The 14,377-nt window shown below is 69.5% G+C and carries 12 protein-coding genes; 9 read left to right on the forward strand and 3 right to left on the reverse strand.

The window, feature by feature from the left end; genetic code table 11:
- The first annotated feature begins 11 nt into the window (after positions 1-11).
- Together G6N23_RS09440 and G6N23_RS09445 are read left to right on the forward strand one after the other, a co-directional pair.
- A complete protein-coding gene (locus G6N23_RS09440) occupies positions 12-1,160 on the forward strand; it encodes an SPFH domain-containing protein (protein ID WP_085259515.1) in 1,149 nt (382 codons plus the stop codon).
- A complete protein-coding gene (locus tag G6N23_RS09445; protein ID WP_085259514.1) occupies positions 1,157-1,552 on the forward strand; it encodes a DoxX family protein in 396 nt (131 codons plus the stop codon). Before G6N23_RS09440 ends, G6N23_RS09445 begins: the two co-directional genes overlap by 4 nt.
- On the opposite strand, the gene G6N23_RS09450 is transcribed toward G6N23_RS09445, so the two are convergent.
- Positions 1,549-2,184: an MIP/aquaporin family protein gene (locus tag G6N23_RS09450; RefSeq protein ID WP_234808492.1), complete on the reverse strand. Its 636-nt coding sequence runs from the start codon at positions 2,182-2,184 to the stop codon at positions 1,549-1,551. The two genes, G6N23_RS09445 and G6N23_RS09450, sit on opposite strands and share 4 nt — an antisense overlap.
- Positions 2,185-2,450: 266 nt before the next feature.
- Here G6N23_RS09450 and G6N23_RS09455 point away from each other — a divergent pair, with 266 nt between their 5' ends.
- The gene (locus G6N23_RS09455; protein ID WP_234808494.1) at positions 2,451-3,359 is read left to right on the forward strand and encodes an NAD(P)H-dependent flavin oxidoreductase; all 909 of its coding nucleotides are present in this window, start codon (positions 2,451-2,453) and stop codon (positions 3,357-3,359) included.
- Here G6N23_RS09455 and G6N23_RS09460 read toward each other — a convergent pair.
- The gene (locus tag G6N23_RS09460; protein ID WP_085259512.1) at positions 3,356-3,826 is read right to left on the reverse strand and encodes a nitroreductase family deazaflavin-dependent oxidoreductase; all 471 of its coding nucleotides are present in this window, start codon (positions 3,824-3,826) and stop codon (positions 3,356-3,358) included. The genes G6N23_RS09455 and G6N23_RS09460 overlap by 4 nt on opposite strands.
- 2 nt (positions 3,827-3,828) lie before the next feature.
- A complete protein-coding gene (locus G6N23_RS09465) occupies positions 3,829-4,590 on the reverse strand; it encodes a TVP38/TMEM64 family protein (RefSeq protein ID WP_085259511.1) in 762 nt (253 codons plus the stop codon).
- A 164-nt stretch (positions 4,591-4,754) separates the two neighbouring features.
- Between G6N23_RS09465 and mutA the strand changes: the two genes are divergently transcribed.
- From mutA to G6N23_RS09495, 6 genes are all read left to right on the forward strand, one after another.
- Positions 4,755-6,677, forward strand: a complete 1,923-nt coding sequence (gene mutA / locus G6N23_RS09470; protein ID WP_085259510.1) for a methylmalonyl-CoA mutase small subunit — start codon at positions 4,755-4,757, stop codon at positions 6,675-6,677.
- A 5-nt stretch (positions 6,678-6,682) separates the two neighbouring features.
- Complete coding sequence (gene scpA / locus G6N23_RS09475) at positions 6,683-8,980, forward strand: methylmalonyl-CoA mutase (RefSeq protein ID WP_085259509.1); 2,298 nt, start codon at positions 6,683-6,685, stop codon at positions 8,978-8,980.
- Positions 8,981-9,970, forward strand: coding sequence for a methylmalonyl Co-A mutase-associated GTPase MeaB (meaB, locus tag G6N23_RS09480; RefSeq protein WP_085259508.1), 990 nt, complete (start codon positions 8,981-8,983; stop codon positions 9,968-9,970).
- A gap of 64 nt (positions 9,971-10,034) precedes the next feature.
- Positions 10,035-11,300, forward strand: a complete 1,266-nt coding sequence (gene lipL / locus G6N23_RS09485; protein WP_085259507.1) for an esterase/beta-lactamase LipL — start codon at positions 10,035-10,037, stop codon at positions 11,298-11,300.
- A 42-nt stretch (positions 11,301-11,342) separates the two neighbouring features.
- A complete protein-coding gene (locus tag G6N23_RS09490; RefSeq protein WP_085259506.1) occupies positions 11,343-12,053 on the forward strand; it encodes a thioesterase II family protein in 711 nt (236 codons plus the stop codon).
- A gap of 562 nt (positions 12,054-12,615) precedes the next feature.
- A complete protein-coding gene (locus tag G6N23_RS09495; protein WP_085259505.1) occupies positions 12,616-14,373 on the forward strand; it encodes an AMP-binding protein in 1,758 nt (585 codons plus the stop codon).
- Positions 14,374-14,377 lie beyond the last annotated feature (4 nt).

The raw sequence follows: 14,377 nt of genomic DNA on the forward strand, positions 1-14,377 counted from the left end.
AGGGAGTGCTCATGGAAGGCGCTACGACCGGCCTGGTCCTGTTGGCGGTACTGGTGGTGTTCGCGGCGATCGTGGTCGCCAAGTCGGTGGCGCTGATCCCGCAGGCCGAGGCCGCGGTGATCGAACGGCTGGGCCGCTACAGCCGCACGGTCAGCGGCCAGTTGACCCTGCTGGTGCCGTTCATCGACCGGGTGCGCGCCCGCATCGACCTGCGTGAGCGGGTGGTGTCGTTCCCGCCGCAGCCGGTGATCACCGAGGACAACCTGACGCTGAACATCGACACCGTCGTCTACTTCCAGGTCACCAACCCTAAGGCCGCGGTGTATGAGATCAGCAACTACATCGTCGGCGTCGAGCAGCTGACCACCACCACGCTGCGCAACGTGGTCGGCGGGATGACGCTGGAGCAGACCCTGACCTCCCGCGAGGTGATCAACAGCCAACTGCGCGGCGTGCTCGACGAGGCCACCGGACGCTGGGGCCTGCGGGTGGCCCGGGTGGAGCTGCGCAGCATCGATCCGCCGCCGTCGATCCAGGCGTCGATGGAGAAGCAGATGAAGGCGGATCGGGAGAAGCGGGCGATGATCCTGACCGCGGAAGGCCAGCGGGAGGCCGCGATCAAACAGGCCGAGGGGGAGAAGCAGGCCGAGATCCTCACCGCCGAGGGCGCCAAGCAGGCGGCGATCCTGACCGCCGAAGGCGAGCGGCAGTCCCGGATGCTGCGGGCCCAGGGTGAGCGGGCCGCCGCCTACCTGCAGGCCCAGGGGCAGGCCAAGGCCATCGAGAAGACCTTCGCGGCGATCAAGGCCGGCCGGCCCACTCCCGAGCTCCTGGCCTACCAATACCTGCAGGTGCTGCCGGAAATGGCTCGGGGCGGGGCCAACAAGGTCTGGGTGGTGCCCAGCGATTTCGGCACCGCCCTGCAGGGCTTCACCAAGCTGCTCGGCGCTCCGGGCGAGGACGGTGTCTTCCGTTACCAGCCTTCGCCGGTCGATGAGAATGCGGCCAAACCGGAGGACGACAGCGACGAGGTCGCCGACTGGTTCACCACCCAGACCGACCCTGCGATCGCGCAGGCGGTCGCCAAGGCCGAGGCCGATGCGCGCAAGCCGGTCGAGGGCGGGATACTTCCGCCGCAGCTCGACCCCGGCATGGCGTGAGCGCACTGACCGCGCGGCCGACCTACGCGGCGCTGGCGGCGTTTTTGGCCGGTGACGCGGTGGCATCGGCGATTCCGCTGCCCTACGTCGCGGCGAACATGGATGCCATGCGGATCCCACCTCGGGTCCGCTGGGCGGTCCCGGTGGCCAAAGCCGCCACCGCGCTGGGTCTGGCCTCGGTGTTCCGCTTCCCGGGTGTCGCCCGGGCCACCACCGCGGCGTTGACGCTGTACTTCGCCGGGGCGCTCGGCATTCACCTGCGGGTGCGCAACCGCGTCGCCAGCACCGTTCCGGCGGTGCTGCTGGCGGCGGTGTTCGCGGCGATGACGGTTCAGGGCCCGCACCCCGCCGGCGGCGGGACCCGGGCCCTGAACTCCTACGCGGGTCGCTAACCCTTACGGGCGGGGGTGTGCTCGTCGAGGCTGGTCGCCTTGTAGGCGTAGGCGGCCACGACCGCGCCGAGCACCTGGGCGACCAGGTAGACCCAGAGGAATTTCCAGGCGAAGATGCCCGACAGCATCAGGCCGAAGGTGATGGCCGGGTTGAACGCGGCGCCGGAGATGGCGCCGACCGCCACCACGCCGACGGTCACGATGAACCCGATCGCCAGGCCGTAGAAGCTGTTGCCGGCGCTGTCTTTGCTGGTTGCGGTGTGCAGCACGATGTAGCAGAGCGCGAAGGTGAATATCAGCTCGGCGAGGAATGCCGGCCAGATGGCGCCGCTCAGATCGAGAGTTCCGGTCGAGTACTTGTCGTGCCACAGCCCGAATCCCACTCCGAATGCCGCGAGGGCACCGACCAGTTGAGCGACGATGTAGGGGCCCAGGTCACCCAATGGCAGAGCGCCGCGCAGATACGCGGCGATCGAAACCGCCGGGTTGAGGTGGCCACCGGAGATGTGGCCGCTGGCATACACCATGACCATCAACACCGAGCCGATGCCCAGCGCGGTCGCGGCCACACATTCGGTGCCGGACAACACGATGCCGATCACCGCGAACATGAAAACAAATGTGCCGATCATTTCTGTCAAATACTTGCGCACCGCGACGTTCCGATCAGCCATTGTTCGGTCCCTTCAATCCGTCGAGCACCCTTCGAAATTATGCTGTGCCCGCACATGGCACTGGGGAAGACTTTAACGGGGGACCGGTGTTCTCCTCGATATGTGGGGACCGTTTTACACCGAATTGTTGCCGGATTGAGGAGGCCTTCGTGTTGTTTGCCAGTGCCCTTTCCACTGCATTCACCGAATTACTGGATATCGAGTACCCGGTGGTGTCCGCGCCGATGGCCGACGTCGCCGGCGGCCGCCTGGCAGCGGCGGTCTCCCGGGCGGGCGGCCTGGGCCTGATCGGCGGTGGCTACGGCGACGAAAACTGGCTTCGGCGCGAGTTCGACCGGGCCGGCGACGCCCGGGTCGGCTGCGGGTTCATCACCTGGGCGCTGGCCGAGCAACCGGCCCTGCTGGACCTGGCGCTGAGCTACCGGCCGGCGGCGGTCATGCTCTCGTTCGGCGATCCCGCTCCGTTCGCCGCGGCGGTCAGGGCCTCCGGTGCGCGGCTGATCTGCCAGGTTCAAGACCTCGACCAGGCCGACCGTGCGGTGGCGTGCGGCGCCGATGTGCTTGTGGCACAGGGCGTCGAGGCCGGCGGGCACGGTTGCGGGCGCCGCACCACGATGACGCTGGTACCCGAGATCGCCGACCTGCTCGCCGCCCGCGACTCCACGATTCCGGTGCTGGCCGCCGGGGGAATCGCCGACGGGCGCGGGCTGGCCGCGGCGCTGATGCTCGGCGCTTCCGGGGTGCTGTGCGGCAGCGTCTTCTACGCCGCGGACGAAGCACTGACCACCCCGGCAGCGCGCGCAGTGGTGACGGCCGCAACCGGCGACAGCACCTGCCGCACCGGCGTGTACGACGTGGTCCGCGGCTACCGGTGGCCGGCCGGGCACACCATGAGCGTGCTGCGCAACGCTTTCACCGACCGGTGGCACGGCGCCGAAGCCGAACTGGCGGCCGCGGGCGACCCGGTGGGCGCGCAGTACCGGCAGGCCGTCGCCGACGCCGACTACCGCACCGCCAACGTCACCGTCGGCCAAGCCGCCGGGCTGATCCGCGCGGCCGCCTCGGCCGGCGACATCATGGCCGGGCTGACCGCGGGGGCGGCACGTCTGCTCGGCAGCCGAAGCGGCGGCTAGCGGTCCAGCCGCAGCTCGACCATCGGCAGCCGGGTGTTGGTCGCGGTGACCGGCTCGCCCAGCGTCCGTTCGAGCACCGCGCTGAACTGTTCCCAGGTGCGGGGATGGCGCTGGCTGTAGTCGCCCAGCACCCGGTCCGCCTCGCGCTGGTCGAGCACCCGGGCGGTGGCCGATGCGGGGCGCCCGCTGCCGGCGTAGACCCGCACCCGGGGATCGACGGTGATGTTGCGAAACCATTGGGCGCGTTCACCAAAGCCCGACGCGACGATATAGCTGTCGGTGCGGGGATGGTCGATAACCTCCAGAACCACCCGCCGAGGCGCGCCGGTCTTGCGCCCGGTGTGTTCGAGCATCAGCAGTCGCCCGCCGAGCAGGCCGCCGAGCCGTGCTCGATACAGCCAGATCGGGGCCCGCATCAGCCGCCGCGAGCGCAACAGACGACTGGCGGTCTCGGCGAGGACGGACATGCTCAGCAGGTCACCGCCGGCTCGGCGGGCTCAGCGGTCACCGCGGTGTCCCCTGCTCTCGGGCGCCGACCGTGGGTGCGCACCTCGTAGACCAGCAGCGCCACCCCGACCGCGGCGGTGCACGCCGACACCGCGAACAGCAGCGGGCTCACATCGCCGGTCAGGGCGTCGCCGAGCACCACCACCGCGGCGGTGCCCGGCAGCAGCCCGATCAGGGAGGCCACCGTGTAGGGCAGCAGTCGCACCGCCGACGCGCCGGCGGCGTAGTTGATCACCGAGAACGGGATGGCCGGAATCAGCCGCAGCGACACCACCGCCGGCCACCCGCGCTGACGCAGCCGGGCGTCCAGCGAGTGCATCCGCGGATGGCGCACCACCCGGCTCAGCTGCCATCCGAACAGCCGCATCAGGATCAGCACGATCACGGCGCTCAGCGCGCTGGCCCCCACCGCCAGGACGACACCGAGCCACGGCCCGAACAACAGGCCGGCGGCCAGGGTGAACGCGGTCCGGGGGAACGGGAACACGGTGACCACGGTGTGCGCGGCCAGAAACGCCAGCGGAAACCACGGGCCCAACGTCTGCGCCCAATCGCGTAACTGCACCGCGGTGGGCACCGGAACCAGCAGCGCCACCGCGACCAGGGCCACGATCACCGCCGTCGTCAAAGCCAACCGCCACACCGCTACTTGGCGAGCGGTGGCCACCAGCGCCGGCCATGCGCTGCGCAGCGCCTGCGGGATTCCGGTGTCGGCGGAGTTCACGGGGCTCAGGGTACGGGCCGATGGTTAACGCCTTGCGTCGCACGGCGGGCGTTTCTCCGCTCGGCGCACCTCGGCCGCACCCACCGACCGCCATCATTTAGCCTGGTTAACACGTGTCGAGTAGCGATACATCTGCTACTCATGAGTAACAACAGGAGCCGCCGGTGTCAATCGACGTGTCCGCCGAAACCGCCGGCATGGAGGACGCCCGCGCCCGCTGGCGTGCCGCGGTGGCCGGGGTGCTGGCCAAGAGCCTGCGCCGCGAGCCCGCCGATATCGACTCAGAGACCGGCGGTGAGCCCGAGCGGCTGTTGGACACCCCGGTGCAGGGGCTGGACGGGTTCGCGATCCGGGCGCTCTACACCGCCCTCGACGCGCTGCCGGAGCCGCCGCTGCCGGGCAGCTGGCCCTACGTGCGTGGCGCCGACGCCCTGCGCGACGTCAACAGCGGCTGGAAGGTCGCCGAGGTCTTCCCGGCCAACGGCCCGGTGTCGTCCTCGCAGACCGCTTCGGACACTAACGGCGCCGTCCTGGGCGCGCTGACCGAAGGGGTCAGCGCGCTGGTGCTGCGGGTCGGGGACGGCGGAGTGCCGGCCGGTGAGCTGGGGCGCGTCTTCGACGACGTCTACCTGGGTCTGGTCCCGGTGCTCCTCGACGGAGCGGGGCCCGGCGACTACACCACCGTCGTCGACGTGATGCTGACGCTGGTCGACGGCCTCGACCCGGACAATCGCGCCAACCTGTCGGTGGATCTGGGTGCCGACCCGTTGACCGCGCCGCTGGCCGGCCTGCCGGCTCCGGCGATCGAGGAGGTGATCGCGGCGGCGTCGCGCGCCGCCGGTCAGCGCGGGGTGCGGGCGATCGCGGTCAACGGACCGGCGTTGCACAACCTGGGCGCCGGCGCGGCCGAGGAGCTGGCCGGTGGACTGGCCGCGGCCGTGGCCTACCTGCGGCTGCTCACCGACGCCGGACTGTCTGTCGCCGATGCGGCCCACCAGATCAGCTTCCGGCTCGCCGCCGACGACGACCAGTTCATGACCATCGCCAAGATCCGGGCGGCGCGCAGGTTGTGGGCGCGGGTGACCGAGGTGGCCGGGGCGCCGGAGGCCGGCGCGGCCATCGTCCACGCCGAGACCTCCCGGGCGATGATGACCCAGCGGGACCCCTGGGTGAACATGCTGCGCACCACGCTGGCCGCATTCGGAGCCGGCGTGGGTGGCGCGGATACCGTGCTGGTGTGGCCATTCGACGCCGCGATTGCAGGCGGCCAGCCGGGCACCTCGGCGACGTTCTCCCGACGCATCGCGCGGAACACCCAGCTGTTGTTGCTGGAAGAGTCGCACCTGGGCCAGGTGCTGGACCCGGCCGGCGGATCGTGGTTCGTCGAAGACCTCACCGACCAGTTGGCACAGCAGGCGTGGCGGCAGTTCCAGGAACTCGAAAAGCATTCAGCGCTCGGCGGATTCGCGGCCGCCCGTGATCACCTCGCCGATCGCATCGCCGGCGTCGCCGCCGACCGCGCCGACGACATCGCGCACCGTCGCCGCGCGATCACCGGGGTCAACGAGTATCCGAACCTGGACGAACCGCCGCTGCCGCCGTCCGCGACCCAGAACGCCCCGGCCGGCGTGCGGCGCTACGCGGCGCAGTTCGAGGCGTTGCGTGACCGGTCCGACGCGTACTTGGCGCGCACCGGCGCCCGGCCGCAGGTGCTGCTGCTGCCGCTGGGCCCGATGGCCGAACACAACATTCGGACCACCTTTGCCGCCAATCTGCTGGCCTCGGGCGGTATCGCGGTGATCAACCCCGGCACGGTGGACGCCGAGCGGGTGGCCACGGCTGTCGCGGAGGCCGGATCACCTGGTGCGGCGGTGTTGTGTGGCAGCGACGCCCGCTACGGCGCCGAAGCAGTCGCGGTCATCGGGGCGGCTCGCGCCGCCGGAGTCGACCGGGTCTACCTGGCGGGACCGGCTACGGCTCTAGGGGGCGGCCCGGCCGAGACCGATCCGAAGCCAGACGACTACCTGACCATGAAAATCGATGCGGTGCAGGCGTTGTCGGATTTACTCACCCGATTGGGGGCTTGAGAACCATGACCACCAGCACCTCACACGGCACCATCGGTAGCTTCGCCGACGTTGCGCTGCACAGCGATCGCCGCACCGAAGCGGTCACCGACAGCGCTGTGGCCGAGCATGTCGCGGCCGCCGCGGCCGCACACGGCTACACGCCCGAGCAACTCGAGTGGCACACCCCGGAAGGTATCGCGGTCAAGCCGGTCTACACCGCCGCCGACCGCGCCACCGCGGCCGCGCAGGGCTACCCGCTGGACAGCTTCCCCGGCGAAGCGCCTTATCTGCGCGGGCCCTACCCGACGATGTACGTCAACCAGCCGTGGACGATCCGCCAGTACGCCGGGTTCTCCACGGCCGCGGACTCCAACGCGTTCTATCGGCGCAACCTCGCGGCCGGGCAGAAGGGCTTGTCGGTCGCGTTCGACCTGGCTACCCACCGGGGCTACGACTCGGATCACCCCCGGGTGCAGGGCGACGTCGGAATGGCCGGGGTGGCAATCGATTCCATTCTGGATATGCGGCAACTGTTCGACGGGATCGACTTGAGCGCGGTCAGCGTCTCGATGACCATGAACGGTGCGGTGCTGCCGATCCTGGCGCTGTACGTGGTGGCCGCCGAGGAGCAGGGGGTACCGCCGGAGAAGCTGGCCGGCACCATCCAGAACGACATCCTCAAAGAGTTCATGGTGCGCAACACCTACATCTATCCGCCGAAGCCGTCGATGCGGATCATCTCCGACATCTTCGGCTACACCAGCGCCAAGATGCCCAAGTTCAACTCGATCTCGATCTCGGGCTATCACATCCAAGAGGCCGGTGCCACAGCGGATCTGGAGCTGGCCTACACCCTGGCCGACGGGGTGGACTACATCAAGGCCGGGCTGGACGCCGGCCTGGACATCGACAAGTTCGCGCCCCGGCTGTCGTTCTTCTGGGGCATCGGGATGAACTTCTTCATGGAGGTCGCCAAGCTGCGCGCGGGCCGGCTGCTGTGGAGCGAGCTGGTCGCGAAGTTCGACCCGAAAAACGATAAATCGCTGTCGCTGCGCACGCATTCGCAGACCTCGGGGTGGTCACTGACCGCCCAGGACGTCTTCAACAACGTCGCGCGTACCTGCATCGAGGCGATGGCCGCGACCCAGGGCCACACCCAGTCGCTGCACACCAACGCCCTCGACGAGGCGCTGGCGCTGCCCACCGACTTCTCCGCCCGCATCGCCCGCAACACCCAGCTGCTGCTGCAGCAGGAGTCGGGCACCACCCGGCCGATCGACCCGTGGGGCGGCTCCTACTACGTGGAGTGGCTGACCCATCAGTTGGCGCAGCGGGCCCGGGCCCATATCGAGGAGGTCGAGGCGCACGGCGGGATGGCCCAGGCCATCAGCGACGGCATCCCGAAGCTGCGTATCGAGGAGGCCGCCGCCCGTACGCAGGCCCGGATCGACTCCGGGCGTCAGCCGCTGATCGGCGTCAACAAATACCAGGTCGCCGAAGACCAGGAGATCGAGGTCCTCAAGGTCGAGAACAGCCGGGTCCGCGCCGAACAGTTGGCCAAGCTTGAGCAGCTGCGCGCCGAGCGCGACGAGGCGTCCTGCCAGGCCGCGCTGGCCGAGCTGACCCGGGCGGCCGGGACCACCGGGTCGGCAGGGGAGGACGGGCTGGGCAACAACCTGCTGGCATTGGCCATCGACGCCGCCCGCGCCAAGGCCACCCTCGGTGAGATCTCCGACGCGCTGGAGAAGGTCTACGGTCGCCATCAGGCCGAGATCCGTACCATCTCTGGCGTCTACCGTGACGAAGTCGGGAAGGGCTCCAACATCGCTAGCGCAACCGCCCTGGTGGAGAAGTTCGCCGAGGCCGACGGCCGCCGGCCCCGCATCCTGGTCGCCAAGATGGGCCAGGACGGCCACGACCGCGGCCAGAAGGTGATCGCCACCGCGTTCGCCGACATCGGGTTCGACGTCGACGTCGGCGCGCTGTTCTCCACCCCCGACGAGGTCGCCCGACAGGCCGCCGACAACGACGTGCACGTGGTCGGGGTGTCCTCGCTGGCCGCCGGGCACCTGACACTGGTGCCGGCGCTGCGCGACGCACTGGCCGCGGTGGGCCGGCCCGACATCGTGATCGTGGTCGGGGGAGTCATCCCGCCCGGCGACTTCGATGAGCTCTATGCCGCCGGGGCGACCGCGATCTTCCCGCCTGGCACCGTGATCGCCGACGCCGCGGTGGATCTGCTGCACACGCTGGCGTCCCAGCGAGGCTACGACCTCCCGGAGCTCGCCGACCCGGTAGAACCGGCCGCAGACCAGAAATAGATGGCCGACAACGTGTCCGACACCGTCAGCGAGTTGGCGGCGGCGGTGCGCTCCGGGGACCGCTCCGTGCTGCCGCGGGCCATCACCCTGGTGGAGTCCACCCGCGCCGACCACCGTCAGCAGGCCCAGAAGTTGCTGCTGGCGCTGCAGCCCGACGCCGGCGGGGCACGGCGGGTCGGTATCACCGGCGTCCCCGGCGTGGGCAAGTCGACCACCATCGAGGCGCTCGGGATGCACCTCATCGAGCACGGCCACCGGGTGGCGGTCCTGGCCGTCGACCCGTCGTCGACCCGCACCGGGGGCTCGATCCTGGGCGACAAGACGCGCATGCAGCGGCTGGCCGCACACCCCGACGCCTACATCCGCCCGTCGCCGACCTCGGGAACCCTGGGCGGGGTCGCCAAGGCCACCCGGGAGACGGTGGTGCTGCTGGAGGCCGCCGGCTTCGACGTGATCCTGATCGAGACCGTCGGCGTCGGCCAGTCCGAGGTGACGGTGGCCAACATGGTCGACACCTTCGTCTTCTTGACCCTGGCCCGCACCGGCGACCAGTTGCAGGGCATCAAGAAAGGCGTGCTGGAGTTGGCCGACGTGGTGGTGGTCAACAAGGCCGACGGTGAACACCTCGCCGAGGCGCGAATGGCAGCACGGGAGCTGTCGGCCGCTATCCGGCTCATCTATCCACGTGAAACTCTTTGGCGCCCACCCGTTTTGACGATGAGTGCCATCGACGGTACCGGGCTGGCGGAATTCTGGGACACCGTCGAGCGGCATCGGCAGACGCTGATCGACGCCGGCGAGTTCGACAGCCGGCGGCGCGCGCAGCAGGTGGAGTGGACCCGGCAGCTGGTGCGGGACGCGGTGCTGGAGCGGACGCTGTCGGATCCCTCGGTGCGCGAGGTGCGTACCGAGGTGGAACAGCAGGTCCTCAACGGTGAACTGACCCCCGCACTGGCCGCCCAGCAAATCCTGGCCGCCATCTGGCGCTAGCGCGTTGCGCCCCGCGCGCGGTAACACGACTTATGTGCGCCGGTCACGAGGTAGATTCCCAGCCATGACGCAGCATCCAGATGCGCGCCAGACGGCGCTTCCGGCGAACGTGCACGGCGCGGCGGACCCGAACTTCGCCTGGGCCGTGCGTGCCTTCGGCGCGATGTTCCCCGGCCGCCGCTACGGCGGCGGGGCGCTGGCCGTCTACCTGGACGGCAAACCCGTCGTCGACGTGTGGACCGGATGGTCGGACCGGGCGGGCCGGGTGCCGTGGTCGGCCGACACCGGCGCCATGGTGTTCTCGGCGACCAAGGGCGCGGCGTCGACGGTCATCCATCGGCTGGTCGACCGGGGTCTCATCGACTATGACGCCCCGGTGGCGCAGTACTGGCCGGATTTCGGCGCGAACGGCAAGTCCGCGATCACCGTCCGGCAGCTGTTGGGCCACCGGGTGGGGCTGACGCACCTACACGGCGCCAGCAGGACAGACCTACTGGACCACGCGACGATGGAAGCGCGGATGGCCGCCGCGGCACCGGGACGTGAGTTCGGGAAACCCGCCTACCATGCGTTGACCTACGGCTGGCTGCTCTCGGGGCTGGCCCGGGCCGTCACCGGCACCGGCATGCGCGAATTGTTCCGCGCCGAGCTTGCCGCCCCGCTGGACACCGACGGGCTGCACCTGGGCCGGCCGCCCGTCGACTCGCCGACCGTCGCCGCGGAGATCATCATGCCCCAGCGCGGCCGCGGCAACCGGCTCGTGGAGCTGCTGGCAACCAGGACGGCCGCGATGTTGCCGTACGGCGGCTTCGGCGCCATCTACTTTCCCGGTGTGATGGGCACCTTGCGCGGCGACACCCCGCTGCTGGACACCGAGGCTGCCGCCGTCAACGGGGTGGCCACCGCACGCGGCCTGGCCCGCCTCTACGGCGCACTGGCCCACGGCGGGCAGATCGACGGTACCCAGCTGTTGTCGCGCCGGCTGGTCGATGGCCTGACCGGTCGACGAAGCCTGGAACTGGACCGCACTGTCGGGTTTCCGTTGGCGTTCCACCTGGGCTATCACGCGGTTCCGTTCGGATCGGTGTTGCCGGGCTTCGGTCACGTCGGGCTGGGTGGTTCGATGGGCTGGGCCGACCCGGCCTCCGGGCTGGCGATCGGCTTCGTGCACAACCGGCTGCTGACCCCGTTCCTGGCGGTCGACCACGCAGGTTTCGTCGGCACCGCCGCGCTGATCCGCCGGGGCGTCGCCCAGGGCCGCCGGCACGGATTCACCCCGGTCCCGCTGCTCGGGGCGCCGTTCCCCGAGCGCGATGCCGCAACCGGGTAGCCGTCCCCCGCCGGGCCGGCCGGCCCCGTTAGGGTGTCCCGAGTGACTGACCGTACGCCGAAGCTCTACATCTTCCCGCACGCCGGCGGGGCGCCGCAGTACTACATTCCGTTCTCCAAGGCGTTCGCCACCGATGTCAAACGCATCGGTGTGCAGTATCCGGGGAAGGGCGGCAACCATGACCTCGGTGCGTTCACCAGCATCGAGGACCTCGCCGACCGGGTCTGCGAGAAGCTGCCCTCGCCGACCGACGGGCCGGCCGCCTTCTTCGGGCACAGCATGGGCGCGTTGCTGGCCTTCGAGGTGGCCCGCCGGTTCGAGGCCGACGGAAAGGCGGTCGCGGCGTTGTTCCTGTCCGCCGCCGGTGCGCCGGGACGAGCCGGATATGACAACATCGGCGATTCCGATCGGGGGTTGCTCGAGGCGGTCGGCCAGATGACCGGGGTCAATCCGGAGTTCCTGGAGAATGAGGAGTTCGCGGCCAAGATCCTCCCGACGCTGCGCGGCCTGAAAGCGATCGCGAATTACGATTGTCCACCTGAGGCCCGGGTGTCCTGCCCGATCTTCGCCTTTCACGGCGACGAGGATGACGTGGCCACCACCGACAAGGTCGCGCCGTGGGCCGAGCGCACCACCGCGGAGTTCAGCGTGCGGACGTTCACCGCGCCCGGCCACCACTTCTACCTCAACGAACACCTGCCGGAACTCGTCGGCGCCATCGAGGAGAAACTTGCGGTCTATTGCCGGCAGTGACACCGGCCCGACGACGGTAACCCTGTGAAATACCTGTTGGTGCCGGTGTGACCCCTGGTGCTGGGGACAATTTCTGCGCTAGCATTCTGGGTCTGTCGCGTCAGCCCTGTATGACAGCCATAAATTCCCTGTCAACAGCGCCTACGTGGTAGCCTCCGCGGGAGGGAAACACCTGGGATGTCGGGGTCCAAGGCGTTTTTGCGTAGGTTCCAAACATTCAGAAGGGGTACCCGTGTCGATGGTCGAATCACCCGCTCCGGCCGTGTCGGCCGCGCGATCTCGGCGCCCGGACGTACCCGCCCCCACCTTTGACCGGCATGGCGGGCAACTGGCCCCGGGTAAGGCCGAAGTACTCAGCTGAGCAGGTCGGGCAGCGTTGCCCACGGACCTGACTTCGCAGGGGGGAAGCATCCCAAATGTCGCTAATCCAATTGCATACCTCCGCTGTGCAGGGACATCGCGCAGCGAAATCGTCAGTTCGGACCACACGCCTGACTTACGGGGACGAAACACTCAGCAGGTGAGGTCCGCGGACCTGACAGCACAAGGAGAAAACATCGCTATGCCGGTTACTCAATCGCACATCCCGACCCTGTTGGCGGACCGGGCCCGGGAAAAGCCGGATGCGCCTGCGTACACCTTCATCGACTTCGACGTCGACCCGGCCGGCTACCGCGAGACCGTGACCTGGTCGCAGCTGCGCAACCGCGCCCAGGTGGTGGCGGCCGAACTGGCGGCCTGTGCATCCCCGGGTGACCGGGTGGCGCTGTTGGCCCCGCAGAGCATGGAGTACATCGTCGGGTTCTACGGCGCCCTGGAGGCGGGGATGATCGCCGTTCCGCTGCCGGTGCCGATGTTCGGCGCGCACGACGAGCGCGTGTCAGCAGCACTGCGCGACTGCTCCCCGGCGGCGATCCTGACCACATCGGCGGCGGTCGGCGACATCGCCAGCACGGTTCGCGACCTCGGCGGCAAACCGCCGGTGGTGATCGAGGTCGACGCGCTGGACCTCGACTCGGCGCCGGTGGTGACACCCACCGCCACGGCGCACACCAAGACGGCGTTCTTGCAGTACACCTCCGGGTCGACCCGGACTCCCGCCGGCGTCATGGTCGGGCACCACAACGCGATCGAGAACATGCGCCAGATGATCGCCGACACCTTCGAGGACCGCGGCAAGACCGTTCCGCCCGACACCACGCTGGTGGCGTGGCTGCCCTTCTACCACGACCTGGGCCTGATGTGCGGCATCATCTTCCCGCTGGTGGGCGGCCACCAGGCGGTGCTCTTCAGCCCGATGGCGTTCCTGGCCAAGCCGGCCCGCTGGATGCAGCTGGTGGCCAGTTACCCCAACACCTACACCGGTGGGCCCAACTTCGCCTATGAGCTGGCCATCCGGCGTACCTCCGACGAGGACATGGAGGGGCTGGACCTGGGCCACGTCCACACCTTCGCGTTCGGCGCGGAACGGGTGCACGCCGCCACACTGCGACGCGTCATCGACCGGTTCGCCAAATTCAACCTGCCGCCCGCCGCGCTGCGCCCCGGCTACGGCCTGGCCGAGGCCACCGTGTACCTCACGTCGAACACCCCGGGCAGCCCGCCGCCGACCGAGCGGTTCGACTACGCCAAGCTGGCGGACGGCTCGGCCGAGCTGAGCGGGGCCGAAGGCGGTGTCGAGCTGGTCAGCTGCGGTGTACCGCGCGCCTGCACGGTTCGCGTCGTGGACCCCGACACCCAGATCGAGAACCCCGACGGCAAGGTCGGCGAGATCTGGGCGTACGGCCCGAACATCGCCGGAGGCTACTGGCACAACCAGCAGGCGACCGAGGCGGCTTTCGCCGGCAAGCTGGTCGAACCGTCGCCGGGTACGCCACAGGGGCCCTGGCTCAAGACCGGCGACCTCGGGGTGATCTCCGGTGGGGAGCTCTACATCGTCGGCCGGATCAAGGACCTGCTGATCGTCGACGGGCGCAACCACTACCCGGACGACATCGAGGCCACCGTCCAGGAGATCACCGGCGGGCGCGTCGCTGCGGTGTCGGTCCCGAACAGCCGGTCGGAGGAGCTTGTTACGATCGCCGAGTTCAAGAACAAGGGGCGCTCGGAAGAGGAGGTCCTGGACAGGCTGAACGAGGTGAGGCGGAAGGTCACGGCCGCGCTGTCGAAGGCGCACGGCCTGGCGATCGGCGATCTGGTCCTGGTGCCGCAGGGCGCCATCCCGATCACGACCAGCGGCAAGATCCGGCGCTCCAGTTGCGTGGAGATCTACCAGCGGGACGGGTTCGACCGACTGGATGCTTCCGCTCGGTCTGTGTGAGCGA

This window comes from Mycolicibacter terrae, from assembly GCF_010727125.1.
In the GTDB taxonomy this organism is placed as follows: Bacteria; Actinomycetota; Actinomycetes; order Mycobacteriales; family Mycobacteriaceae; genus Mycobacterium; species Mycobacterium terrae.